Source organism: Pseudomonas parafulva (genome assembly GCF_000800255.1).
In the GTDB taxonomy this organism is placed as follows: domain Bacteria; phylum Pseudomonadota; class Gammaproteobacteria; order Pseudomonadales; family Pseudomonadaceae; genus Aquipseudomonas; species Aquipseudomonas boreofloridensis.
Map to the genome: position 1 here is coordinate 2,214,219 of NZ_CP009747.1, position 24,438 is coordinate 2,238,656.

At 62.0% G+C, this 24,438-nt stretch carries 21 protein-coding genes and 1 tRNA gene; 16 read left to right on the forward strand and 6 right to left on the reverse strand.

Annotated features, from left to right (window positions below):
- The first annotated feature begins 2 nt into the window (after positions 1 to 2).
- The 10 genes from nuoE to nuoN all read left to right on the forward strand — a co-directional run bounded on the left by nuoE (position 3) and on the right by nuoN (position 12,011).
- Positions 3 to 500 (forward strand): NADH-quinone oxidoreductase subunit NuoE, encoded by a 498-nt coding sequence (gene nuoE, locus NJ69_RS09330; protein WP_029614115.1) that lies wholly within the window; start codon positions 3 to 5, stop codon positions 498 to 500.
- Entirely contained in the window at positions 497 to 1,861 is a 1,365-nt protein-coding gene (gene nuoF, locus NJ69_RS09335) for an NADH-quinone oxidoreductase subunit NuoF (RefSeq protein WP_039578366.1), read from the forward strand. Before nuoE ends, nuoF begins: the two co-directional genes overlap by 4 nt.
- Positions 1,862 to 1,991: 130 nt before the next feature.
- Positions 1,992 to 4,706 (forward strand): NADH-quinone oxidoreductase subunit NuoG, encoded by a 2,715-nt coding sequence (gene nuoG, locus NJ69_RS09340; RefSeq protein WP_039578369.1) that lies wholly within the window; start codon positions 1,992 to 1,994, stop codon positions 4,704 to 4,706.
- Positions 4,703 to 5,710, forward strand: coding sequence for an NADH-quinone oxidoreductase subunit NuoH (gene nuoH, locus NJ69_RS09345; RefSeq protein WP_029614116.1), 1,008 nt, complete (start codon positions 4,703 to 4,705; stop codon positions 5,708 to 5,710). The genes nuoG and nuoH overlap by 4 nt, the downstream gene beginning before the upstream one ends.
- A gap of 11 nt (positions 5,711 to 5,721) precedes the next feature.
- Entirely contained in the window at positions 5,722 to 6,270 is a 549-nt protein-coding gene (gene nuoI, locus NJ69_RS09350; RefSeq protein WP_016488223.1) for an NADH-quinone oxidoreductase subunit NuoI, read from the forward strand.
- A 10-nt stretch (positions 6,271 to 6,280) separates the two neighbouring features.
- Complete coding sequence (gene nuoJ / locus NJ69_RS09355) at positions 6,281 to 6,781, forward strand: NADH-quinone oxidoreductase subunit J (protein WP_039578378.1); 501 nt, start codon at positions 6,281 to 6,283, stop codon at positions 6,779 to 6,781.
- A 3-nt stretch (positions 6,782 to 6,784) separates the two neighbouring features.
- A complete protein-coding gene (nuoK, locus tag NJ69_RS09360; RefSeq protein WP_008096201.1) occupies positions 6,785 to 7,093 on the forward strand; it encodes an NADH-quinone oxidoreductase subunit NuoK in 309 nt (102 codons plus the stop codon).
- Positions 7,090 to 8,943, forward strand: coding sequence for an NADH-quinone oxidoreductase subunit L (nuoL, locus tag NJ69_RS09365; protein WP_039578386.1), 1,854 nt, complete (start codon positions 7,090 to 7,092; stop codon positions 8,941 to 8,943). Before nuoK ends, nuoL begins: the two co-directional genes overlap by 4 nt.
- A gap of 58 nt (positions 8,944 to 9,001) precedes the next feature.
- A complete protein-coding gene (gene nuoM / locus NJ69_RS09370; RefSeq protein ID WP_029614118.1) occupies positions 9,002 to 10,534 on the forward strand; it encodes an NADH-quinone oxidoreductase subunit M in 1,533 nt (510 codons plus the stop codon).
- A 7-nt stretch (positions 10,535 to 10,541) separates the two neighbouring features.
- The gene (gene nuoN, locus NJ69_RS09375) at positions 10,542 to 12,011 is read left to right on the forward strand and encodes an NADH-quinone oxidoreductase subunit NuoN (RefSeq protein ID WP_029614119.1); all 1,470 of its coding nucleotides are present in this window, start codon (positions 10,542 to 10,544) and stop codon (positions 12,009 to 12,011) included.
- A gap of 87 nt (positions 12,012 to 12,098) precedes the next feature.
- Here nuoN and NJ69_RS09380 read toward each other — a convergent pair whose 3' ends face one another.
- Positions 12,099 to 13,895 (reverse strand): glycoside hydrolase family 15 protein, encoded by a 1,797-nt coding sequence (locus NJ69_RS09380; RefSeq protein WP_039578388.1) that lies wholly within the window; start codon positions 13,893 to 13,895, stop codon positions 12,099 to 12,101.
- A gap of 189 nt (positions 13,896 to 14,084) precedes the next feature.
- On the opposite strand from NJ69_RS09380, the gene NJ69_RS09385 reads away from it, so the two are divergent.
- Both NJ69_RS09385 and NJ69_RS09390 read left to right on the forward strand, forming a co-directional pair.
- The gene (locus NJ69_RS09385) at positions 14,085 to 15,914 is read left to right on the forward strand and encodes an SLC13 family permease (protein WP_039578391.1); all 1,830 of its coding nucleotides are present in this window, start codon (positions 14,085 to 14,087) and stop codon (positions 15,912 to 15,914) included.
- 162 nt (positions 15,915 to 16,076) lie between these two features.
- Complete coding sequence (locus NJ69_RS09390; protein ID WP_039583219.1) at positions 16,077 to 17,480, forward strand: GGDEF domain-containing protein; 1,404 nt, start codon at positions 16,077 to 16,079, stop codon at positions 17,478 to 17,480.
- Between the two features lie 555 nt (positions 17,481 to 18,035).
- Here NJ69_RS09390 and NJ69_RS09395 read toward each other — a convergent pair.
- On the reverse strand, positions 18,036 to 18,389 hold the full coding sequence (locus tag NJ69_RS09395) for an SH3 domain-containing protein (RefSeq protein WP_039578394.1): 354 nt from the start codon (positions 18,387 to 18,389) through the stop codon (positions 18,036 to 18,038).
- Positions 18,390 to 18,430: 41 nt separating this feature from the next.
- Positions 18,431 to 18,922, reverse strand: coding sequence for a GNAT family N-acetyltransferase (locus NJ69_RS09400; RefSeq protein WP_039578396.1), 492 nt, complete (start codon positions 18,920 to 18,922; stop codon positions 18,431 to 18,433).
- 156 nt (positions 18,923 to 19,078) lie between these two features.
- Here NJ69_RS09400 and NJ69_RS09405 point away from each other — a divergent pair, with 156 nt between their 5' ends.
- The gene (locus tag NJ69_RS09405) at positions 19,079 to 19,624 is read left to right on the forward strand and encodes a hypothetical protein (RefSeq protein ID WP_039578400.1); all 546 of its coding nucleotides are present in this window, start codon (positions 19,079 to 19,081) and stop codon (positions 19,622 to 19,624) included.
- Between the two features lie 46 nt (positions 19,625 to 19,670).
- Here NJ69_RS09405 and NJ69_RS09410 read toward each other — a convergent pair whose 3' ends face one another.
- The 3 genes from NJ69_RS09410 to NJ69_RS09420 all read right to left on the reverse strand — a co-directional run bounded on the left by NJ69_RS09410 (position 19,671) and on the right by NJ69_RS09420 (position 21,653).
- A complete protein-coding gene (locus NJ69_RS09410; RefSeq protein WP_039578403.1) occupies positions 19,671 to 20,306 on the reverse strand; it encodes a hypothetical protein in 636 nt (211 codons plus the stop codon).
- A 241-nt stretch (positions 20,307 to 20,547) separates the two neighbouring features.
- A complete protein-coding gene (locus NJ69_RS09415) occupies positions 20,548 to 21,192 on the reverse strand; it encodes a hypothetical protein (RefSeq protein WP_039578407.1) in 645 nt (214 codons plus the stop codon).
- A 373-nt stretch (positions 21,193 to 21,565) separates the two neighbouring features.
- A tRNA-Ser gene (locus tag NJ69_RS09420) sits at positions 21,566 to 21,653 on the reverse strand.
- Positions 21,654 to 21,786: 133 nt separating this feature from the next.
- Here NJ69_RS09420 and NJ69_RS09425 point away from each other — a divergent pair.
- The 3 genes from NJ69_RS09425 to tusD all read left to right on the forward strand — a co-directional run bounded on the left by NJ69_RS09425 (position 21,787) and on the right by tusD (position 24,437).
- On the forward strand, positions 21,787 to 22,458 hold the full coding sequence (locus NJ69_RS09425; protein WP_029614455.1) for a Bax inhibitor-1/YccA family protein: 672 nt from the start codon (positions 21,787 to 21,789) through the stop codon (positions 22,456 to 22,458).
- Between the two features lie 121 nt (positions 22,459 to 22,579).
- A complete protein-coding gene (locus NJ69_RS09430; RefSeq protein ID WP_039578410.1) occupies positions 22,580 to 23,959 on the forward strand; it encodes a nucleobase:cation symporter-2 family protein in 1,380 nt (459 codons plus the stop codon).
- Positions 23,960 to 24,044: 85 nt separating this feature from the next.
- Complete coding sequence (gene tusD, locus NJ69_RS09435; RefSeq protein ID WP_039578413.1) at positions 24,045 to 24,437, forward strand: sulfurtransferase complex subunit TusD; 393 nt, start codon at positions 24,045 to 24,047, stop codon at positions 24,435 to 24,437.
- Position 24,438: the final 1 nt, after the last annotated feature.

Here is a 24,438-nt window from a genome sequence, read left to right on the forward strand (position 1 = left end):
GCATGAACAGCACGCTGATCCAAACCGACCGTTTCGCCCTGAGCGAAACCGAGCGCTCGGCCATCGAGCACGAGATGCACCACTACGAGGACCCGCGCGCGGCGTCCATCGAAGCCCTGAAGATCGTGCAGAAGGCGCGCGGCTGGGTGCCGGACGGCGCCATCTACGCCATCGGCGAGGTGCTGGGCATCCCGGCCAGCGATGTCGAAGGCGTCGCCACCTTCTATAGCCAGATCTTCCGTCAACCGGTCGGTCGCCACATCATCCGCGTCTGCGACAGCATGGTCTGCTACATCGGCGGCCATGAATCGGTGGTCAGCCAGATCCAGAGCGAGCTGGGCATCGGCCTCGGCCAAACCACTGCCGACGGACGTTTCACCTTGCTGCCGGTGTGCTGCCTGGGCAACTGCGACAAAGCCCCGGCGCTGATGATCGACGACGACACCTTCGGCGATGTGCAGCCGGCTGGCGTTTCCAAACTGCTGGAGGGCTACGCATGACCATCACTTCCTTCGGCCCGGCCAACCGCATCGCGCGTGCGGCCGAAACTCATCCGCTGACCTGGCGCCTGCGTGAAGACGGCGAGCCGATCTGGCTCGACGAGTACCAGGCCAAGAACGGCTATGCCGCCGCCCGCAAGGCACTGGCCGAGATGTCCGCCGACGACATCGTACAGAGCGTCAAGGACTCCGGCCTCAAGGGCCGCGGCGGCGCCGGCTTCCCTACCGGGGTGAAGTGGGGCCTGATGCCCAAAGACGAATCCATGAACATCCGCTACCTGCTGTGCAACGCGGACGAAATGGAGCCCAACACTTGGAAGGACCGCATGCTGATGGAGCAACAGCCCCATCTGCTGGTCGAGGGCATGCTGATCAGCGCCCGTGCCCTGAAGGCTTATCGCGGCTACATCTTCCTGCGTGGCGAATACACCACCGCCGCCAACAACCTCAACCGCGCCATCGCCGAAGCCAAGGCCGCCGGCTTGCTGGGCAAGAACATCCTGGGCAGCGGCTTCGACTTCGAGCTGTTCGTGCACACCGGTGCCGGTCGCTACATCTGCGGTGAAGAAACCGCGCTGATCAACTCGCTCGAAGGCCGCCGCGCCAACCCGCGCTCCAAGCCGCCCTTCCCCGCCGCCGTCGGCGTGTGGGGCAAGCCGACCTGCGTGAACAACGTCGAGACCCTGTGCAACGTGCCCGCCATCGTGGCCAACGGCAACGACTGGTACAAGTCGCTGGCCCGCGAAGGCAGCGAGGATCACGGCACCAAGCTGATGGGGTTCTCCGGCAAGGTGAAGAATCCGGGTCTGTGGGAGCTGCCGTTCGGCGTCACCGCTCGCGAGCTGTTCGAGGACTACGCCGGCGGCATGCGCGACGGCTTCAAGCTCAAGTGCTGGCAGCCTGGTGGCGCCGGTACTGGCTTCCTGCTGCCCGAGCACCTCGATGCGCAGATGTACGCAGGCGGCATCGCCAAGGTCGGCACTCGCATGGGTACGGGCCTGGCCATGGCGGTCGACGACAGCGTCAACATGGTCTCGCTGCTGCGCAACATGGAAGAGTTCTTCGCCCGCGAGTCCTGTGGCTGGTGTACCCCATGCCGTGATGGCCTGCCATGGAGCGTGAAGATGCTGCGCGCCCTGGAAAAAGGCCAGGGCCGCGCCGAAGACATCGAGACCCTGCTGGGCCTGGTCAACTTCCTCGGCCCAGGCCGCACCTTCTGTGCTCACGCACCGGGTGCCGTCGAGCCGTTGGGCAGTGCCATCAAATACTTCCGGTCCGAGTTCGAGGCCGGTGTCGCGCCAGCAAGCGCTGCCGACACCCTGCGCCCGAGCCTGGCCCAGCCGATTACGGTTGGCGCATAACAAGATGAAACGCGGGTGGTCCGTGCCACCCGCCGGCTTTGCAGGCGCGCGCAGGTATGACGCGAGCCGCAGGCGCACAGATTTCCATTAGCCACGCCCGCTCACGCGGGCCAACGAAGAACTTTGAACAATGGCCACTATCCACGTAGACGGCAAAGCGCTCGAAGTCAACGGTGCAGACAACCTGTTACAGGCCTGTCTGTCGCTCGGCCTCGACATCCCTTATTTCTGCTGGCACCCAGCGCTCGGTAGCGTTGGTGCTTGCCGGCAATGCGCGGTCAAGCAGTACACCGACGAGAACGACACCCGTGGTCGTATCGTCATGTCCTGCATGACCCCCGCCTCCGACGGCACCTGGATCTCCATCGAGGATGAAGAATCCAAGGCGTTTCGCGCCAGCGTCGTCGAATGGCTGATGACCAACCACCCGCACGACTGCCCGGTGTGCGAGGAAGGCGGTCACTGCCACCTGCAGGACATGACGGTCATGACCGGCCACAACGAGCGCCGCTACCGTTTCACCAAGCGCACTCACCAAAACCAGGACCTCGGCCCGTTCATCGCCCATGAGATGAACCGCTGCATCGCCTGTTATCGCTGCGTGCGCTACTACAAGGACTATGCCGGTGGTACCGACCTGGGCGTGTACGGCGCTCACGACAACGTGTACTTCGGCCGCGTCGAAGACGGCGTGCTGGAAAGCGAGTTCTCGGGCAACCTGACCGAGGTCTGCCCGACCGGCGTATTCACCGACAAGACCCACTCCGAGCGTTACAACCGCAAGTGGGACATGCAGTTCGCCCCGAGCATCTGCCACGGCTGCTCCAGCGGCTGCAACATCAGCCCCGGCGAGCGCTACGGCGAACTGCGTCGGATCGAGAACCGCTTCAACGGCTCGGTCAACCAGTACTTCCTGTGCGACCGCGGCCGCTTCGGCTACGGCTACGTCAACCGCAGCGACCGCCCGCGCCAGCCGCTGCTGGCCGATGGCACCAAGCTTTCGCTGGACGCTGCCTTGGACAAGGCCGCCGACCTGCTGCGCGGTCGTACCATCGTCGGCATCGGCTCGCCTCGCGCCAGCCTGGAGAGCAACTACGGCCTGCGTGAACTGGTCGGTGCCGAGTACTTCTATTCGGGTATGGAAGCCGGCGAGTTGGCCCGCGTGCGCCTGGTGCTCGACGTGCTGAACAACAGCCCGTTGCCGGTGCCAACCCTGCGCGAGATCGAAGACCACGACGCCGTGTTCGTACTCGGCGAAGACCTGACCCAGACCGCCGCCCGCGTCGCCCTGGCCGTGCGCCAGGCGACCAAGGGCAAGGCCGAGGCCATGGCCGAGGGCATGAAAGTGCAACCCTGGCTCGACGCCGCCGTGAAGAACATCGGTCAGCACGCGCTGTACCCGCTGTTCATCGCCTCGCTGGCCGAGACCAAGCTCGATGACGTCGCCGAGGAATGCGTCCACGCTGCGCCCGCCGACCTCGCCCGCCTGGGCTTTGCCGTGGCCCACGCCATCGACCCGAGCGCCCCGGCCGTCGCGGGTTTGGACGCCGACGCGCAAGCCCTCGCTCAACGCATCGCCGACGCCCTGATCGCCGCCCAGCGCCCGCTGGTCATTGCCGGTACTTCACTGGCCGACCCTGCGCTGGTCGAAGCGGCCGCCAACATCGCCAAGGCCCTGAAGCTGCGCGAGAAGAACGGTTCGCTGAGCCTGGTAGTGCCTGAGGCCAACAGCCTCGGCATGGCGATGATGGGTGGCGACGCCGTCGACGCCGCGCTGGACGCTGTGATCAGCGGCAAGGCCGACGCCATCGTGGTCCTGGAAAACGACCTGTACGCCCGGGTTCCGGCCGCCAAGGTCGACGCAGCCCTGGCTGCCGCCAAAGTGGTGATCGTCGCCGATCACTCCAAGACGCCCACCACCGACCGTGCCCACCTGGTACTGCCCGCCGCGTCCTTCGCCGAAGGCGACGGCACCCTGGTGAGCCAGGAAGGCCGTGCACAGCGCTTCTTCCAGGTGTTCGATCCGCAATACATGGACAGCAGCATCCTGGTGCATGAAGGCTGGCGCTGGATGCACGCCCTGCGTGCCACCCTGCTCGACAAGCCGGTGGACTGGACTCAACTGGACCATGTCACCAGCGCTTGCGCCGCCGCCGCGCCGCAGTTGGCTGGCATCGTCGATGCCGCACCGAGCGCTGCTTTCCGCATCAAGGGCATGAAGCTGGCCCGCGAACCGCTGCGCTACTCCGGCCGCACGGCCATGCGCGCCAACATCAGCGTGCACGAGCCGCGTACTCCGCAAGACAAGGACACCGCCTTCGCCTTCTCCATGGAAGGCTACTCGGGCTCGGCCGAACCGCGTCAGCAAGTGCCGTTCGCCTGGTCGCCAGGCTGGAACTCGCCACAGGCGTGGAACAAGTTCCAGGACGAAGTCGGCGGTCACCTGCGTGCCGGTGATCCGGGTGTGCGCCTGATCGAGTCGCAAGGCGATCGTCTGAGCTGGTTCGAGGCCATCCCAGGCGCGTTCAATCCTGCTCGCGGCACTTGGACGGCGGTACCGTTCTTCCACCTGTTCGGCAGCGAGGAGAACTCTTCGCGCGCCACCCCGGTACAGGAGCGCATTCCCGCGGCCTACGTCGCGCTGGCCAAGTCCGAAGCCGACCGCCTGGGCGTCAATGAAGGCGCACTGCTGAGCCTGGACGTGGCCGGCGTCTCGCTGCGCCTGCCACTGCGCATCAATGAAGCACTGGGCGCAGGCCTGGTGGCGCTGCCGAAAGGCCTGGCCGGCATTCCCCCGGCCATCTTCGGTGCACCCGTCGAAGGTCTGCAGGAGGCAGCACAATGAGCTGGTTCACCCCCGAAGTGATCGATGCGATCCTCGCCGTCCTGCGCGCCATCGTGGTGCTGCTGGCTGTGGTGGTCTGCGGTGCACTGCTCAGCTTCGTCGAGCGTCGCCTGCTGGGCTGGTGGCAGGACCGCTACGGTCCGAACCGTGTCGGCCCGTTCGGCATGTTCCAGATCGCCGCCGACATGCTGAAGATGTTCTTCAAGGAAGACTGGAACCCACCCTTCGTCGACCGCGTGATCTTCACCCTGGCCCCGGTGGTGGCGATGAGCGCCCTGCTGATCGCCTTCGTGGTGATCCCGATTACCCCGACCTGGGGCGTGGCGGACCTGAACATCGGCCTGCTGTTCTTCTTCGCCATGGCCGGTTTGTCGGTGTATGCGGTGCTGTTCGCCGGCTGGTCGTCGAACAACAAGTATGCCCTGCTGGGTAGCTTGCGCGCCTCGGCACAGACCGTGTCGTACGAGGTGTTTCTGGGCCTGGCGCTGATGGGCGTGGTGGTGCAGGTGGGCTCGTTCAACATGCGCGATATCGTCGAGTACCAGGCACAGAACCTGTGGTTCATCATTCCGCAGTTCTTCGGCTTCTGCACCTTCTTCATCGCTGGCGTCGCCGTGACTCACCGTCACCCATTCGACCAGCCCGAAGCGGAACAGGAACTGGCCGACGGCTATCACATCGAGTATGCCGGCATGAAGTGGGGCATGTTCTTCGTCGGTGAGTACATCGGCATCATCCTCATCTCGGCGCTGCTGGTGACCTTGTTCTTCGGTGGCTGGCACGGTCCGTTCGGCATCCTGCCGCAACTGTCGTTCCTGTGGTTCGCCCTGAAGACCGGCTTCTTCATCATGCTGTTCATCCTGCTGCGCGCCTCGATCCCGCGCCCACGCTATGACCAGGTGATGGACTTCAGCTGGAAGTTCTGCCTGCCGCTGACCCTGATCAATTTGCTGGTGACCGCTGCGATCGTGCTCTACAACACGCCAGCCGTCGCGGCCCAGTGAGGATTTGACCCATGTTCAAGTATATCGGCGACATCGTTAAGGGCACCGGCACTCAGCTGCGCAGCCTGGCCATGGTGTTCTCCCACGGGTTCCGCAAGCGCGACACCCTGCAGTACCCCGAAGAACCCGTGTACCTGCCGCCGCGCTACCGCGGCCGCATCGTCCTGACCCGCGACCCGGATGGCGAGGAACGCTGCGTGGCGTGCAACCTGTGCGCCGTGGCTTGCCCGGTCGGTTGCATTTCGCTGCAGAAGGCCGAGACCGAGGACGGACGCTGGTACCCGGAGTTCTTCCGCATCAACTTCTCGCGCTGCATCTTCTGCGGCTTGTGTGAAGAAGCGTGCCCGACCACCGCGATCCAGCTCACTCCGGATTTCGAAATGGCCGAGTTCAAGCGTCAGGATCTGGTGTACGAGAAAGAAGATCTGCTGATCTCCGGCCCCGGCAAGAACCCTGACTACAACTTCTACCGTGTTGCGGGCATGGCGATCGCCGGCAAGCCGAAAGGCGCCGCGCAGAACGAAGCCGAGCCGATCAACGTGAAGAGCTTGCTCCCATAAGGACAGAAAGATGGAATTCGCTTTCTACTTCGCATCCGGGATCGCCGTGGTTTCCACCCTTCGGGTGGTAACCGGGACCAACCCCGTGCACGCCTTGCTGTACCTGATCATTTCGCTGATCTCTGTAGCCATGATCTTCTTCGCCCTCGGCGCGCCATTCGCCGGCGCCCTGGAAGTGATCGCCTACGCCGGCGCCATCATGGTGCTATTCGTCTTCGTGGTGATGATGCTCAACCTGGGACCGGCCTCGGTCGCCCAGGAACGCGGCTGGCTCAAGCCCGGCATCTGGGCGGGGCCGGTGATTCTCGCCGCACTGCTGTTGCTGGAACTGCTCTACGTGCTGTTCGTGGCACCTAGCGGCGCCGCCATCAGCGGCACCACCATCACCCCGAAAGAAGTCGGCATCAGCCTGTTCGGCCCCTACCTGCTGGTGGTCGAACTGGCCTCGATGCTGCTGCTGGCTGCGGCCGTCACCGCCTTCCACCTGGGCCGCAACGAGGCGAAGGAGTAAATCATGGGTGCTATCCCTCTCGAACACGGTCTGGCGGTTGCCGGCATCCTGTTCTGCTTAGGTCTGGTCGGGCTGATGGTCCGGCGCAACATCCTCTTCGTGCTCATGAGTCTGGAAGTCATGATGAACGCCTCTGCCCTGGCGTTCATCGTCGCCGGTGCCCGCTGGGTCCAACCCGACGGTCAGGTGATGTTCATTCTGGTGATCAGCCTGGCAGCCGCCGAGGCCAGCATTGGCCTGGCGATCCTGCTGCAACTGTATCGCCGCTTCCACACTCTCGACATCGATGCTGCCAGTGAGATGCGCGGATGAATCTTCTCTTCCTGACTTTCGTCTTCCCCTTGATCGGCTTCCTGCTGCTGTCGTTCTCGCGCGGGCGGTTCTCGGAGAACCTGTCCGCCCTGATCGGCGTCGGCTCGGTTGGCCTCTCGGCCGCCACCGCCGCCTACGTGATCTGGCAGTTCAACGTCGCCCCGCCGGCCGGTGGCGCGTACAGCCAGTTGCTCTGGCAGTGGATGTCGGTGGACGGCTTCGCGCCGAACTTCACCCTGTACTTGGACGGCCTGTCGGTCACCATGCTGGGCGTGGTCACCGGCGTGGGCTTCCTGATCCACCTGTTCGCCTCCTGGTACATGCGCGGCGAAGCCGGTTACTCGCGCTTCTTCTCGTATACCAACCTGTTCATCGCCAGCATGCTGTTCCTGATCCTGGGCGATAACCTGCTGTTCATCTACTTCGGCTGGGAGGGCGTGGGCCTGTGCTCGTACCTGTTGATCGGCTTCTACTACAGCAACCGCAACAACGGCAATGCTGCTCTCAAGGCCTTCATCGTCACCCGTATCGGCGACGTGTTCATGGCCATCGGCCTGTTCATCCTGTTCGCCCAACTGGGCACGCTGAACGTTCAGGAACTGCTGGTACTGGCGCCCCAGAAATTCCAGGCTGGCGACACCTGGATGGTCCTGGCCACCCTGATGCTGCTCGGGGGTGCGGTCGGTAAGTCGGCGCAGTTGCCGCTGCAGACCTGGCTGGCCGATGCCATGGCCGGTCCCACCCCTGTATCGGCACTGATCCACGCGGCGACCATGGTCACCGCAGGCGTCTACCTGATCGCCCGTACCCATGGCCTGTTCACCCTGGCCCCGGACGTGCTGCACCTGGTCGGCGTGGTGGGTGGTGTCACCTTGGTCCTGGCAGGCTTCGCGGCACTGGTGCAGACCGACATCAAGCGTATCCTCGCCTACTCCACCATGAGCCAGATTGGCTACATGTTCCTCGCCCTGGGTGTAGGAGCCTGGGATGCGGCCATCTTCCACCTGATGACCCACGCCTTCTTCAAGGCCCTGCTGTTCCTCGCTTCCGGCGCGGTGATCGTGGCCTGCCACCATGAGCAGAACATCTTCAAGATGGGTGGGCTGTGGAAGAAGCTGCCGCTGGCCTACGCCAGCTTCGTGGTCGGGGGCGCGGCACTGTCGGCCCTGCCGATCCTGACCGTGGGCTTCTACTCCAAGGACGAGATCCTCTGGGAAGCGTTCGCCAGTGGCAACACCAACCTGCTCTACGCAGGCCTGGTGGGCGCCTTCATGACCTCGCTGTACACCTTCCGCCTGATCTTCATCGCCTTCCACGGCGAGGCCAAGACCGAAGCCCACGCCGGCCACGGCATCAGCCACTGGCTGCCACTGGGCGTGCTGATCGTGCTGTCGACCTTCGTCGGTGCCTGGATCCATCCGCCGCTGGCCGGCGTGCTGCCGGAAAGCGCCGGTCACGCCGGTGGCGCAGCCAAGCACTCGTTGGAAATCGCCTCGGGCGCCATCGCCTTGGCGGGCATCCTGCTGGCCGCCGTGCTGTTCCTGGGCAAGCGTCGTCTGGTCACCGCCATCGCCCACAGCAGCATCGGTCGCGTACTGTCGGCCTGGTGGTTCGCGGCCTGGGGCTTCGACTGGATCTACGACAAGCTGTTCGTCAAACCTTACCTGCTGATCAGCCACCTTCTGCGCAAGGATCCGGTTGACCGTGGTATTGGCCTGATTCCTCGCATGGCTCGCGGTGGCCACGTCGCCATGAGCAAGACCGAGACCGGTCAGCTGCGCTGGTATACCGCCTCCATCGCCGTAGGTGCCGTCTTGGTACTCGGCGCCGTGATTGTGGCTGCGGTATGACCGTGAATATTGCGAACCTCGCGAACCTTGCGACTCTGCGAAAGGAAACGAACCCGTCATGATTCTGCCTTGGCTGATCCTGATCCCCTTCATCGGCGGCTTCCTGTGCTGGCTGGGTGAGCGCTTCGGCGCCACCCTGCCGCGCTGGATCGCGCTGCTGACCATGTCCCTGCTGCTCGGCATCGGCCTATGGCTGTGGGGCACCGGCAACTACACCCTGGCCCCCGCTCCGGGCGCCGAGCCCGCCTGGGCGCTGGAATACAAGGTCCAGTGGATCCAGCGCTTCGGCATCAGCATCCACCTGGCCCTGGATGGCCTGTCGCTGCTGATGATCCTGCTCACCGGCCTGCTCGGCGTGCTGTCGGTGCTTTGTTCCTGGAAAGAGATCCAGCGCCACGTCGGCTTCTTCCACCTCAACCTGATGTGGATCCTCGGTGGCGTGGTCGGTGTATTCCTGGCCCTGGACCTGTTCCTGTTCTTCTTCTTCTGGGAAATGATGCTGGTGCCGATGTACTTCCTCATCGCGCTCTGGGGTCACAGCTCGGCCGATGGCAAGAAGACCCGGATCTACGCCGCTACCAAGTTCTTCATCTTCACTCAGGCCAGTGGCCTGATCATGCTGGTGGCGATTCTTGGCCTGGTGCTGGTCAACTACAACACCACCGGCGTGATCACCTTCAACTACAGCGACCTGCTCAAGGCGCAGTTGCCGCCAGGTGTCGAGTACCTGCTGATGCTCGGCTTCTTCATCGCCTTCGCGGTCAAGCTGCCGGTGGTGCCGTTCCACTCGTGGCTGCCTGACGCCCACGCCCAGGCGCCGACCGCCGGCTCCGTGGACCTGGCCGGTATCCTGTTGAAGACTGCCGCCTACGGCCTGCTGCGTTTCGCCCTGCCGTTGTTCCCCAATGCCTCGGCCGAGTTCGCCCCCATCGCCATGACCCTGGGTCTGATCGGCATCTTCTACGGCGCCTTCCTGGCCTTCGCGCAGACCGACATCAAGCGCCTGATCGCTTTCTCCAGCGTCTCGCACATGGGCTTCGTGCTGATCGGCATCTACTCCGGCAGCCAGCAAGCCCTGCAAGGCGCGGTGATCCAGATGCTCGCCCACGGTTTGTCGGCCGCCGCGCTGTTCATCCTGTCCGGCCAGCTGTACGAGCGCCTGCATACCCGTGACATGCGTCAGATGGGTGGCCTGTGGCACCGCATCGCCTACCTGCCGGCCATCAGCCTGTTCTTCGCCGCCGCGTCGCTGGGCTTGCCAGGCACCGGTAACTTCGTCGGCGAGTTCCTGATCCTGATCGGCAGCTTCGCCCACGTGCCATGGATCACCGTGATCGCCACCACTGGCCTGGTGTTTGGTTCGGTCTACTCGCTGATCATGATCCACCGCGCCTATTTCGGTCCGAGCAAGGCTGACACCGTCTTGGCCGGCATGGACACTCGCGAGCTGATCATGGTGCTGGGTCTGGCGGCACTGCTGGTCCTGCTGGGCGTGTATCCGCAGCCGTTCCTCGACACCTCTGCCGCCACCATGAGCGGTGTGCAGCAGTGGCTCGGTTCCGCTTTCACTCAACTCGCTTCGGCCCGGTAAGAGCGCTATGGAATTCACCACTCAACACTTCATCGCATTGGCGCCGATGCTGATCACCACCCTCACCACGGTGGTGGTGATGCTGGCGATCGCCTTCAAGCGCAATCACTCGCAGACCTTCCTGCTGTCGACGGTGGGCCTGAACCTGGCCCTGCTGTCGATCCTGCCCGCCTTGAAAGTGGCACCACTGGCGGTCACCTCCCTGGTGACCATCGACAAGTTCGCCTGCCTGTACATGGCGATCGTCCTGGTGGCGACCCTGGCCTGCGTGACGCTGGCCCACGCCTACCTGGGCGAAGGCGCCAAAGGTTTCCCAGGCAACCGTGAAGAGCTGTACCTGCTGCTGCTGATGTCGGCCCTGGGCGGTCTTGTGCTGGTCAGCGCCAACCACCTCGCCGGCTTGTTCATCGGTCTGGAACTGCTGTCGGTTCCGGTCTATGGCCTGGTGGCGTATGCCTTCTTCAACAAGCGCTCACTGGAAGCCGGCATCAAGTACATGGTGCTGTCGGCTGCGGGCTCGGCCTTCCTGCTGTTCGGCATGGCGCTGCTGTACGCCGATGCCGGCAGCCTGACCTTCGACCAGTTGGGCAAGGCTTTGGCCGCGACCAGCATGCCGAGCCTGCTGGCCCAGCTGGGCCTGGGCATGATGCTGGTTGGCCTGGCCTTCAAGCTGTCGCTGGTGCCCTTCCACCTGTGGACCCCGGACGTCTACGAAGGCGCCCCGGCGCCAGTGGCCGCGTTCCTGGCCACCGCCAGCAAGGTCGCGGTATTTGCCGTGGTGGTACGTCTGTTCATGCTCTCCCCTGCTGCCAGCAGCGGCGTGCTGAGCACCGTGCTGGCGGTGATCGCGGTAGCCTCGATTCTGGTCGGCAACTTGCTGGCACTGACCCAGAGCAACCTCAAGCGGCTGCTTGGTTACTCATCCATCGCCCACTTCGGCTATCTGCTTATCGCCTTGGTGGCGAGCAAAGGCCTGGCCATGGAAGCCATGGGCGTGTACCTGGTCACCTACGTGATCACCAGCCTCGGCGCCTTCGGCGTGATCACCCTGATGTCCTCGCCCTACGCCGGCCGTGACGCCGACGCGCTGTACGAGTACCGCGGCCTGTTCTGGCGTCGTCCGTACCTGACGGCGGTGTTGACCGTGATGATGCTGTCGCTGGCGGGTATTCCGCTCACGGCAGGCTTCATCGGCAAGTTCTACATCATCGCTACCGGTGTGCAATCGCAACTGTGGTGGTTGGTCGGGGCCCTGGTGATCGGCAGCGCCATCGGCGTCTACTACTACCTGCGGGTCATGGTCACCCTGTACCTGGCCGAGCCGAACCTGCGCAGCCACGATGCACCGCTGCGTTGGGAACAACGTGCCGGTGGCGTGATGCTACTGGCCGTGGCGATCCTCGCCTTCGTGCTGGGCGTGTACCCGCAACCGCTGCTGGACCTGGTCCAGCAGGCTGGACTGCACCTGGTCGGTTGATACACTGACCGCAAAACAAGACACCCCGCTTCGGCGGGGTGTCTTGTTTCAGGAGCAGGCACTGCACCAGGCATCGTTCAGCCGAGGTCAACCGCTGCTCGCGCGATCCCTTGCCGGACACTGCGCCCTGTGCAGATTGAGCGCGGTGTTGATGATACCGATGTGACTGAACGCCTGGGGGAAGTTACCCAGCATGCGCTGCCCGATCGGATCGTATTGCTCGGCCAACAGACCGACGTCGTTGCACAGTCCGGTCAAATGGTCATACAACGCCTGAGCCTGCTCCTGGCGCCCCAGCAACACATAAACGTCCGCCAGCCAGAACGAACAGACCAGGAAGGTACCTTCCCCAGGTGTCAGGCCATCGCCGCCACTGTCGGTGTCGTAGCGCAGCAACAGGCCGTTGTTCATCAGCCGCTGCTCGATCTGCTCGAGCGTGCGCAAAAAGCGCGGATCCTCGGCAGGCAAAAAACCGGTGAGCGCAATCTGCAACAGGCTGGCATCCAGATCCTTGGAGCCGTAGGCCTGGACGAAATGCTGACCACTGGCATCGAGTCCCTGTTCACAAACCTCGCGGTGAATCTGCTCGGCCACCCGGCGGTAATGCTGTCCCTGCTCGCGGCCTTCTTCGGTGGTTTCAGCCAGACTCGCCGCGCGGTCGAAGGCAACCCAGGCCATGACCTTCGAATGCACGAAGTGCTGGCGCCCGCCGCGCACCTCCCAGATGCCCTCGTCCGGTTCACGCCAGATGCTCTCGACGTAGGGCATGATCAACCGCGCGATGGCGGCGCTGCGCGGGTGTCGTGGTAGACCCCCTTTGAGCGCCTGACTCATGGCATCGGCCACCTCGCCATAAATGTCCAGTTGCCGCTGCCCGGAGGCGGCATTGCCGATCCGCACGGGACTGGAATGCTCATACCCGGCCAGCCAGGGCAAGGTGAACTCGGCCAGGTCGCGCTCGCCCGCCAGGCCATACATGATCTGCATCTGTTCCGGATTGCCGGCCACCGAGCGCAGCAGCCATTCGCGCCACGCCTGGGCTTCGTCGAAGTAACCGAGGTTCATGAACGCCAGCAGGGTCATGGTCGCATCGCGCAGCCAGCAGAACCGGTAGTCCCAATTGCGTTCGCCGCCGATACGCTCGGGTAACGAGGTGGTGGCCGCAGCGACGATCCCACCGGTCGGGGCGTAGGTCAGCGCCTTGAGGGTCAACAGCGAACGACGCACCAGCGCGCTGTTCGGGCCGATGTCGGGGCAGCGTGCAGCGAATGACCGCCAATGGCTGATGGTGTGGGCCAGCGCCTCGTCGGCGTCGAAGTCCGCCTCGTCCGGCAGGTGCGAAGGCTGATGACGCAAGGCGAACACCTGGCGTTCGCCCGCGCCGACACGGAATCGACAGACGCTGTGGTGGTCCATGGCATGCAAACCCACCGTGCTACGCAGGATAAGCCGGTCGGGCCCGGCGACCGCGCTGAGACTCAGCGGATCGAGCCGCTCCACCCACGGCACGCTGCGGCCATAATCGAAGCGCATTACCAGATCGAGTTCGAAGTGGGTCTGCCCGGAAATGCCCTCGACGATACGCACTACGGCGTTCTGTTCGCCCATGGGCATGCAATCCAGCACCCGCGCCTGACCCGCGGCGGTGGTCCATACGGTTTCCAGCACCAGCGTGTCATCCAGGTAGCGCCGCATGCACTGCTGCACAGGATCGCTGGGCGCCAGGCGCCAGCGTCCGTTCTCCTCATTACCCAACAGGGCAGCAAATACCGCAGGTGCGTCGAAACGCGGCAGGCACAACCAGTCGATCGAGCCATCGCGGCTGACCAGGGCGGCGCTGCGGCAATTGCCGAGCAAAGCATAGTCTTCGATGTGCGCGGGCATTGGGACTCCTTGGGAAAGCGCTTCGGTTCGTTCTGCGTGTGACCACGACAACCTCCTCTTTGCGCCATCGGTAGAGGCGCGAGCTGCCCAGCCGGACAAATCCTGCAGCACGTCAACGACGCCTGTCGGTGCACATGGCACACTGTGGCGCTTCATTCCCTGTTCAACCGTGAAGGATCACCCTGCCCCATGTCCTCTGACCTGCTACTGGTCCTCGGCCTGCTCGCTGTCGTCGTCACCCTGTTCATCGTCAACCGTCCGCGCATGGACGTGGTGGCGCTGCTGGTGATTCTGTTCCTGCCACTCTCCGGCATTCTCACCGTCGAACAGGCCCTGGCAGGCTTCAGCGATCCGAACGTGGTGCTGATCGCGGCCTTGTTCGTGATCGGCGAAGGTCTGGTGCGTACCGGCATCGCCTACCGTATCGGCGAGTGGATGAGCGAACGCGCCGGCCGCAGCGAGGCGCGCTTACTGGTGCTGCTGATGGTGGCGGTGGCCGGGCTTGGTGCAGTGATGAGTTCCACCGGCGTGGTAGCGATCTTCATCCCGGTGGTGCTGAGCATTGCCGCGCGCCTGAAGCTGTCGCCCAGCCGGCTGATGATGCCGTTGAGCTTCGCCGGTCTGATCAGCGGCATGCTCAGCCTGGTGGCGACGCCGCCCAACGTGGTGGTGCACAGCGAACTGGTGCGCCATGGCCTGGCCGGTTTCAGCTTCTTCAGTTTCACCCCGTTCGGGCTGGTGGTGCTGGTGCTCGGCATCGGCTACATGCTGCTGACTCGCCATTGGCTCAACGGTGAGGTACGCAAGGACGGACGCAGCGAGACTCGCCGGACCCTGCTCGACCTGGTGCTGGACTACAAACTCAGTGGTCGCGAGCGCCGCCTGCGCATTCGCCCGCACTCGCCCCTGATCGGACATACCCTCGGCGAACTCGAACTGCGGACTCGACACGGCGCCAATGTGGTCGGTATCGAACGCCAGCACAAGTTCACCACCCGGGTGATCGCTGCTGATTCCGGCACTGTGCTGCATCAAGGCGATGTGCTGCTGCTCGATCTGTTCGCCAATCACGACAACCTGCGCAGCCTGTGCCAGGCCATGCAGCTCGAACCCCTGCATTTCAAGGCCGCCTACTTCATCGATCAATCGCAGGACGTGGGCATGGCTGAGGTATCGCTGCCGCCGGGTTCGCAACTGATCGGCAAAAACCTCCTCGAACTGAGCTTCCGTAGCCGCTACGGCCTCAACGTCGTCGGCCTGCGCCGCGAGCAGAACGCAGTGCAGACGCCCCTGGTAGAAGAGAAGCTGCGCCTGGGCGATACCCTGCTGGTCATCGGCCCGTGGAAATCGGTACGCCAGTTGCAAGCCGAGCCTCGGGACTTCATCGTCCTGAGCCTGCCTGCGGAAATCGACCAGGTGGCGCCAGCTCGCGCCAGGGCGCCGCAGGCGCTGGCCAGCCTGGCAGTGATGATCGCCTTGATGGTGAGTGGCCTGGTGCCCAATGTCATCGCGGCACTGATCGGCTGTCTGCTGATGGGCGCCGGGCGCTGTATCGACATGAACAGCGCCTATCGTGCCATCCACTGGCAGAGCCTGGTGCTGATCGTCGGCATGCTGCCGTTCGCCCTGGCCCTGCAGAAGACCGGGGGTATCGACCTGGCGGTGACGGCGCTGGTGAGTCTGCTCGGTGGCGCCGGGCCGCAGGCCATACTCGCCTGCCTGTTCGCCCTTACGGCGCTGATCGGCTTGTTCATCTCCAATACCGCCACCGCAGTGTTGATGGCCCCGGTGGCAGTCAGCACGGCGCAACAACTGGGCCTGTCGCCCTATCCCTTCGCCATGATCGTGGCGTTGGCTGCCTCGGCAGCCTTCATGACGCCCGTCTCCTCACCAGTCAACACCTTGGTGCTGGGCCCCGGGCAATACCGCTTCGCCGATTTCGTCAAAGTGGGCGTGCCGTTCACACTGCTGGTCATGGTCGTCAGTGTGGTCATGGTGCCCTGGTTTTATGGTCTGTAGCACACAACGCTCAAACTCGAGCCGCGATGAACGGATATCACCGAGGATAGGTGCCAAATAATATCCAATTGACATCAATTCATCGCTTGAACCACACTTCACGCCGTGCCCCAGGTGTTGCCGCAGTCGTCCTGGTCTACCTTTTCGCTTGTGGTCGAGCTCATGGTTTTTCCAGCCCATTCGCGCCTGTTGCCTGCGTTGCTGCTGTTCGGTCTGACCTTCGCCTTGACCCTCGGGGGTATCCTGGCCCGGCCGATCGAATCGCTGTCGCTGTTCTGGCCTGTGAACGCGGTGCTGGCCGGAGTACTGCTCCGCCATCCTCGCCACGGCAGTTTCGTCGGCATTGCGCTGATGTACCTGGCGATGGTGGGTGCCGATCTGTTGTGCGGCAGTCAATGGTATCCGGCACTGTGGTTCAACCTGTGCAATGTTGGCGCAGTCATCACCTTCTGGCGTCTGTTGGTCAACTTGCCGCGCCAGCATCGGCGTCTACGCACCCCTCATGGCGTACTGCGCACGTTCGCCGCCTGTGCGGCCGGCGCGATGGTCGCCGCCACGCTCGCCTGCCTTATGGCAACACCCTGGTTCGACCAATCGCTGCGCTCGACCTGGATGGCCTGGTTCAGCGAGCAGTTCTCCACCAGCGTGCTGGTCTTGCCGATCATGCTCACCGCGCCTTCCCTGCCTGCCCTGCTGCGCAGCAGTGGCCAGCGGATCAGCCTGTCTCCCCTGCTCATGCTGCTGGCCTCGTTGGCCCTGAGCATCGGCTTCGGCGGTCCGGGTGCGATCGCCTTCCCGATCTCGGCCTTGCTGTGGTGCGCCCTGAGCTATTCACCGTTCCTGCTTTCGCTGTTGACCCTGACCGCAGGAAGCACGCTGATCGTGGCGGTTGCACAGAACCTCATGCACTTCAGCATGCCGCAGAGCCAGGCCGGAGTGACCGCCTTGATGTCCGCACGGCTGGGCATCGCCATGCTGGTGCTCGGCCCGTTGATCGTGGCGTGTATCAGCCACGCCAACCGCGCGCTGCTGGCGCGCCTGGCTCACCAGGCGAACGTCGATCACCTCACCGGTGCCCTCACCCGCAGTGCTTTCACCCGACAAGCGAACGCCTTGCTGGAAGGCCGTCGACAGCACAGTCAGAGGCTGCCTTTGACCCTGATGATGCTCGACATCGACCATTTCAAGGCGATCAACGACCGGCATGGCCATGCGGTTGGAGATCAGGTTCTGCGTGAATGCGCCCAGGTACTGCAGGCGCAGTTGCATGATGGCGAACTGCTTGCCCGCCTGGGCGGCGAGGAGTTCGCAATCGTCGTGCCGGGGCTGCTCCCGGAACAGGCCAGCTTCACCGCCGAACGCTTGCGCCGCGCCGTTCAGGAATTGCAGGTGCGTGGGGGCGAAGAGCAACTGCGCGTCACCGTGAGCATCGGCATCAGCGGTTGCAGCGATCAGCGCTCGGCCTCCAGCCTGGACAACCTGCTGGCCGACGCCGACCAAGCGCTGTATCGGGCCAAGGCGCAAGGTCGCAACCGGGTGGAGCAGGCCCAGCGCCAGGTGATTTGAATCGCCGGCCGCCTGAGCCGTATCAGGAGCCGTCACGCCGCTGAGCTAGCCCTCACACGCTGTACAAATTCTGCTCAATCTAACGAAGCCCGCTCCCCCTATGGCCTCCAGCGCTTTATCCACAGACCTGCCCACGTTTTCTGTGGACAGAATTCCCAGGCAGGAGAACGACTTATCGCACAGCGTCCGTCGCTGATGCTTTTCAGTGAGACAGCTTCACGCACAAACGCCGCGAGCCCGTCTCAACCAGAGACAGGCTCGAAAGGCTGTAGTAAAGGGAGTTTCAACTCGGAGGAATGGTGCCCAGCAGGCCAATCGCAATTGTCAGCAGCAGGAAACCACCCAGGAAAAACGCAAGCTTGCCCATTGGAACCTCGAGACAGTAGGGACTGATTGGCGGAGCTGCCCACTACGGTTGCGGTGCAGCCCTGCTTGCCCTGCGCATGATGCTTGGCACTGCAGGGCTTGGGGGCTATTGTCAGGCCTGCACTGATACGGTTACAGATTCAGCTTTGCGGAAAAAAAGCATATCAGATGCCGTGCGGCACACGCCTTTCAGTCCAGTCGACGCAACTTGTGCATCGGCAGCCAGCCCAGCTCGCCATTGCGCTGCCTGCGGCACCACAACCAGCCATTGAGCGGCCGCAACCCGACCATGACCTGACCGGGATCGACGTCCAACTCATGCGCCGAATACGGCTCCAACGACCTGCCCTCGCCGACTCCCAGGCGCTCTATCACCTGCGCTGGTACCCATCCCGCCTCCTGACCTGCACAGTGGCACAGGTACCAATCCTCCCAGCCTTTGTCTCCCTCATAGCGCTGACCGATCTGCAAGCGCACGCCCTGTGCGAAGCTGATGGGTTTCGGATACTCGCTGCGATGCCTTTCGATGACCACGTAGTTCACACGCCACTCCTTGGCTGAATGAGAAGATGCCCAACGTTGGTTTACAGTGCCATGACCATTTCGTGCCAGGCCATCCCGCCATGCTCGGAGCTGGACGGCTGCACATAGCGATAGCCCATCTTTTCGTAAAGACCAACATGTCGATCCTTACACATCAGATGAATGGTCGACTTGCCGCGCTCGCGCATCTGCTCGACGAAGCGCGCCATCAACTGCGCGGCCAGTCCACGCCCCTGGAACGCCGGATCGACCACCACCGACATGATCACCACATTGGCAGCCTGCGCATCATGCCCGATCAGCTCCTTGAACGCCTCGTCGGACATCACGACGTCATGGGCGCAACCACTGTTGATGAAGCCGGCGATCTGGCCGTCCAACTCCAACAGCAAAAACCCTTCAGGGTACTGGGCGATACGGGTGGCGATCTTTTCACGGGTGGCGGCTTCATCGCCTTCGTATGCGCGGGTTTCTATCTGGTAGCAGCGATCCGTGTCGGCAGGCGTGGCGCAGCGCAAACGAATGGCGGTCATGACGTTTTCCCTGGTGCGAATTTCGGAGGTCGACATCCTAACCGCAGCGGCGCCGTCACGCATCGCCATATGCCGCGAAGGCCTGCTTATAGTGGTTGATAGCTCAGTGCTATGTATCGATAATCTCGCGCCTTAACCTGCTAGCAAGGATCCGCTGTGAGAAAACTCTACTTGACCCTGCCGTTCTGTGCCCTTCTGCTACAAGGCTGCGGTGTAACCATGGCCCGCTACGAACCTGACTTCCAGAACGTTCAGCAACTGAAGCAGCATGCCCCCTTGCAACCTGTGCGCGACGCTCAAGTCAACGCCGATGCCGGACAGGATTCGCTGAGGGTTCGCCTGAATCCGATATCGTCACCCATTGGCAGTATCCCTGCGCATGTTCAAACGGCTATCAACGACGAGTTGCGCCGCGCAGGCCTGCTCGATCCCCAGGCGGACCGCGAGTTGCACGTCCAGTTGATCAAGAGCCAACTGACTGCCGGCCTTGCCAATGGCGAAGGTGAACTGGCTGCCCGATTTACCCTTCGCCGAGGCGGACAGGTCGTTTATGAGGCGACCAAAGACGTGACCCGCGAATGGGATAGCAGCTTCTTCGGTCCAATTGCCATCCCGGCCGCTGCCAACAACTACAACCCAATGTTGCAGGCACTACTCAAGAGTTTGTACAGCGACCCGCAATTCATCCGGGCGATGAAATAGGCCTACGCCCTCAAGAAAAAGAGCCGCAAAAGCGGCTCTTCTTGTATCAGGCGCGCGGTGTGCGGCCTTCAATCGACGAGTACTTGGTCCGATTCTTTTCAACCCAGCTTTTCAGCAGTGCGTTGACCTGACGGGCGAATGTATCACTCACAGCCGCCTTTGGTGTATTTCCCGCCAAAGGCAGGAACCAGATACCCATCCAAGTGTTGATAGCATCGTGGTTGGAAGACTTGGCCAGCGCCTGACCGCGATCATCCAGCGTTTCGAGCGTCATGGTGTACTGGTCGGTGGCCAGCGCGGGAATGATCGTCAGGGTCAAGCCGCTGATGAACGCAAATACCGCTTGCCCACCACTCGGCGTATGGTTGTAGACCTTCAACCGTAAACGGTCATCACCCGGTTGACGCTCGAACTCATCGAGTGTCACCCGACCGAACAGGCCAGATTCAGTGAGGATACGTTTGAGCTCGGGCTTGAGCATGTCTCGAGCTTGAGGCACTTCGTTGGCCTTGGCATTACCAGGGTCTCCCTGGAAGAAGTCGAAGTCTACATAGACGTTCGGCTTGTTCGAGTAGCTGGCCATCGAAGGCAAGTCTACGTGGGGTACTTCATCCTTGGTGAAACTGGCACATCCACCCAGCGTGACGACCATCGCCAGCCCCAGGGCTTTGACAAAATGCATATCGACTTCCTTGCTTGATGACTACGACCCCTTTGAAGGGGGCTGCATTTTAGAAGGTTTGACGAAAAATGCAAAACAATGCCGTCTAAGTTATGGCTGAGTAAGACATCGTGACCCTGAGCACCTTACTGCAAAGGGGTGGAAAAGAGCGCGGACATCCATCTTAAGGAATACAGATAGTCTAAAAAACCACTCGAACCGTGAAGGCGAATGGTTTTTCGGATCAATTGGGGAGAGCTGATTAGTTAGTAATCATCAAATCCAAGCTGGTGGCATCACAGGAGTGATCTGCTTTCTTGTTGATTGCTAGATAGATGGCTGAGCCCTGATCCACACCGACATTAGCGGCTTTAATCACCGAACTACCGCCATTCGGAAGGTTTCCGCTTTGAATCGGTACATCACCCAAATTCAAGGTCCAGGAAACTCCATCGCCGCAGGCATCATGGAGGTCGTTGATACGACCCAGCACGTTGATGCTTCCATGAATGGGACTGGTCCAGCGGACAATGGTCTCGCTGTTGGAACCTGGATGGGTGACCACGTCGCCCTGCTTGAAGACGAAGCTTCCGCCACTACCCGTAAAAGTGAAGCTTTTTTTGATGATGTTAATGTAGGCACCGGTGCTTGCGTCTCTCCAGCACGTTACATTGGCACCGTTACATGTATCCGCGACGAATGTCGGTAGGGGCGTGTAGTTGGCTGACAGACTCTGTGCCGTTTTATTCTGCATGAACGACCATGGCGAGCCAGGGGCCGCGCGCTCCGTTGCAATGTACATGTCGCGAGCCAAGTTCCAGGACTGTGCAGTTGCTGCCCATAGAGGGGGCGCGTTAACACCGCAAAACAGCACAGCGGAAAGAATGATACTTTTTGCAATTTTCATAAATTTGCCTCGGTGTCGGTAAGAGAATTGATGCTGTTGTACGGTCAATGCCGCATTCAATTCGCTCGCTGGCGATCACTCGAGGCTCAAGGCCTTCGCCCAGAATCACTGCTCGTGTACATGGGAAAGAGACAGGATTGTCTCAGAGTAAAACTGTACATGCAACCAGTATTCGATCCGTGCTCGCTTTGGCCAACGTCGTATCAGGGTTGAGCCTGCGGGCATCACGGATCCATTGATTGCCTGACAGGGACACTCAACCCAACGGCCGAGCTAGGGCTGGCCTCTTGAGTCCATAAATCCATCGAATGGCAACAAAGCATTATTTCTGTCCGTAAACGCAAAAACCCCCGATTTCTCGGGGGTTTGAATATGGCGGAAGCGTAGAGATTCGAACTCTAGGATAGTTGCCCATCGACGGTTTTCAAGACCGTTGCCTTAAACCACTCGGCCACGCTTCCAGCGCGTTCAGCGGCGGCAATCATACCGTAATGAAACAAGCTGTCAAACTCTCTATGTCGCCGGTTGCGAGGGCTCTGTTATGATCTTTGCATCTGAACGTTTCAAACCCACAGGATCCACAGGAGTATCGCCATGCGCGAGCAGGATTACGCCGTACATCACGGCCAGCAGGTCGAGCAGCAGGAGGTCAGCAAGGTCCTGCGCAACACGTACAGTCTGCTGGCTCTCACGCTTGCATTCAGCGGTGTCATGGCCTTCGTCGCCCAGCAGATGCGCGTCGGCTACCCGAACGTGTTCGTGGTGCTGATCGGCTTCTACGGTTTGTTCTTCCTAACTGCCAAGCTGCGCGATTCGGTCTGGGGCCTGGTCTCCACCTTCGCCCTCACCGGCTTCATGGGCTTCATTCTCGGGCCGATCCTCAACCGCTATCTCGGCATGGCCGGCGGTGCTGAAGTCGTCAGCTCGGCGTTTGCCATGACCGCGCTGGTGTTCGGTGGTCTTTCCGCCTACGTACTGATCACGCGTCGCGACATGAGCTTCCTCAGTGGCTTCATCACTGCGGGCTTCTTCGTACTGCTGGGCGCCGTTGTGGCGAGCTTCTTCTTCCAGATCAGCGGTCTGCAACTGGCGATCAGCGCGGGCTTCGTGCTGTTCTCCTCGGTCTGCATTCTGTTCCAGACCAGCGCCATCATCCATGGCGGTGAGCGTAACTACATCATGGCGACCATTAGCCTGTATGTTTCGATCTATAACCTGTTCATCAGCCTGCTGCAGCTGTTTGGCATCATGGGTCGTGACGACTGATCGACATTAGCTAATCGCCAGGAAAGCCCGCTTCGGCGGGCTTTTTCATGCCTACTCTCCTCTATCCCTTCTTCCCCCTGCCCCGTAGAATGCGTTCCTTTTTTGCTTCCGGGCGTTTCCCATGAGCTCAAACGAACACGAGTCAGGTGCCGCAGCGCCTGCCAACGAACTGGTTCTCGGCCTCGAGGACAAGCCGAAACTGATGATAGGCCTATTGGCTGCGTTGCAGCATCTGCTGGCGATCATCGTGCCGATCGTGACCCCGGGTCTGCTGATCTGCCAAGCACTGGGGGTGTCGGCGCGGGACACCAACCTCATCGTATCCATGTCCCTGGTCATCTCCGGCATCGCCACCTTCGTTCAGTGCAAACGCTTCGGCCCCTTCGGTGCCGGGCTGCTGATCGTGCAGGGCACCAGCTTCAACTTCGTCGGACCACTGATCGCCGGTGGCGCGCTGATGGTCAAGCAGGGCACCCCCGTCGAGGGCGTGATGGCAGCGATCTTTGGCGTAGTGATCGCCGGCTCGTTCGTAGAGATGGGCGTGTCGCGCATCCTGCCGTTCATCAAGCGTCTTATCACGCCGCTGGTGACCGGTATCGTAGTGCTGATGATCGGCCTGACCCTGATCAAGGTCGGTCTGATCAGCATGGGTGGCGGCTTTGCAGCGATGGGTAATGGCACCTTCGCCACTGCCGAGAACCTGCTGCTGTCAGGCGTAGTACTGGCAATCATCGTGGTGCTCAACCGTGTGCCAATGGTGTGGATGCGCAGCTGCGCCATCGTCATTGCCTTGGCGGTTGGCTATGCCCTGGCGGGCTATCTGGGCCGTCTGGACTTCACCGGCATGCATCAGGCCGCAGTGTTCCAGGTTCCACTACCTCTGCACTTCGGCCTGGGTTTCTCCTGGGCGCTGTTCATTCCGATGCTAGTGATCTACCTGGTGACCTCGCTTGAAGCTATCGGCGATGTGACGGCCACCAGCAAGGTTTCACGCCAGCCGGTCCAGGGACCGCTCTGGATGCAGCGGATCAAGGGCGGGGTACTGGTCAACGGCGCTAACTCTCTGCTGGCCGGGCTGTTCAACACCTTCCCCAGTTCGATCTTTGCGCAAAACAACGGGGTGATTCAGCTCACCGGCATTGCCAGCCGCCACATTGGCGTCTGGATCGCGTTTATGCTGGTGCTGCTGGGACTGTTCCCAGCCGTGGCGGGAATCATCCAGGCGGTGCCTGAACCGGTGCTGGGCGGGGCGGCAATGGTAATGTTCGGTGCGGTCGCAGCCTCCGGTATCAATATCCTGGCCAGTACACATCTGGACCGTCGGGCGCTGTTGATCATCGCCGTGTCACTGGCGCTCGGGTTGGGCGTTGCGCAAGTGCCGGAATTCCTGGCCCATATGCCCGCGGCGCTGCGTAACGTACTGGAATCGGGCGTGGCTACCGGCGGTATTTGTGCCCTGGTGTTGAACTGGTTCCTGCCGGACACCCACGCACGCACTTGATCTATGCGTGCTCCAGACAAGGCCCGCGCCCACAGGTGCGGGCTTTTTGCTTTATCATGAGCGCATTTCCTTGCCCGAGCTTTCCATGAAATTCGCCATCGCGGTGTTTTCTCCAGCCCATGCGCCCTCCTCGCGCCGCGCGCTACGCTTCGCTGAAGCGGTGCTGGACGGCGGGCACCAGATTACCCGGCTGTTCTTCTATCAAGACGGCGTCCACAGCACTTCGAATTCCATCGTTTTCCCTCAGGATGAACGGGATGTGGCCGCACAGTGGCGCACGTTCGTCAGCGATCATCATCTCGACGCTGTGGTCTGCATCGCGGCTGCACTGCGCCGGGGTGTGCTCGACGAAGCAGAGGCCAACCGCTACCAACGCCCTGCCGTGAACCTGTCTGAGCCTTGGGAGTTGTCCGGTCTTGGGCAACTGCATGAAGCTGCGCAAGTAGCGGACCGCCTGGTTTGTTTCGGAGGCGATTGAA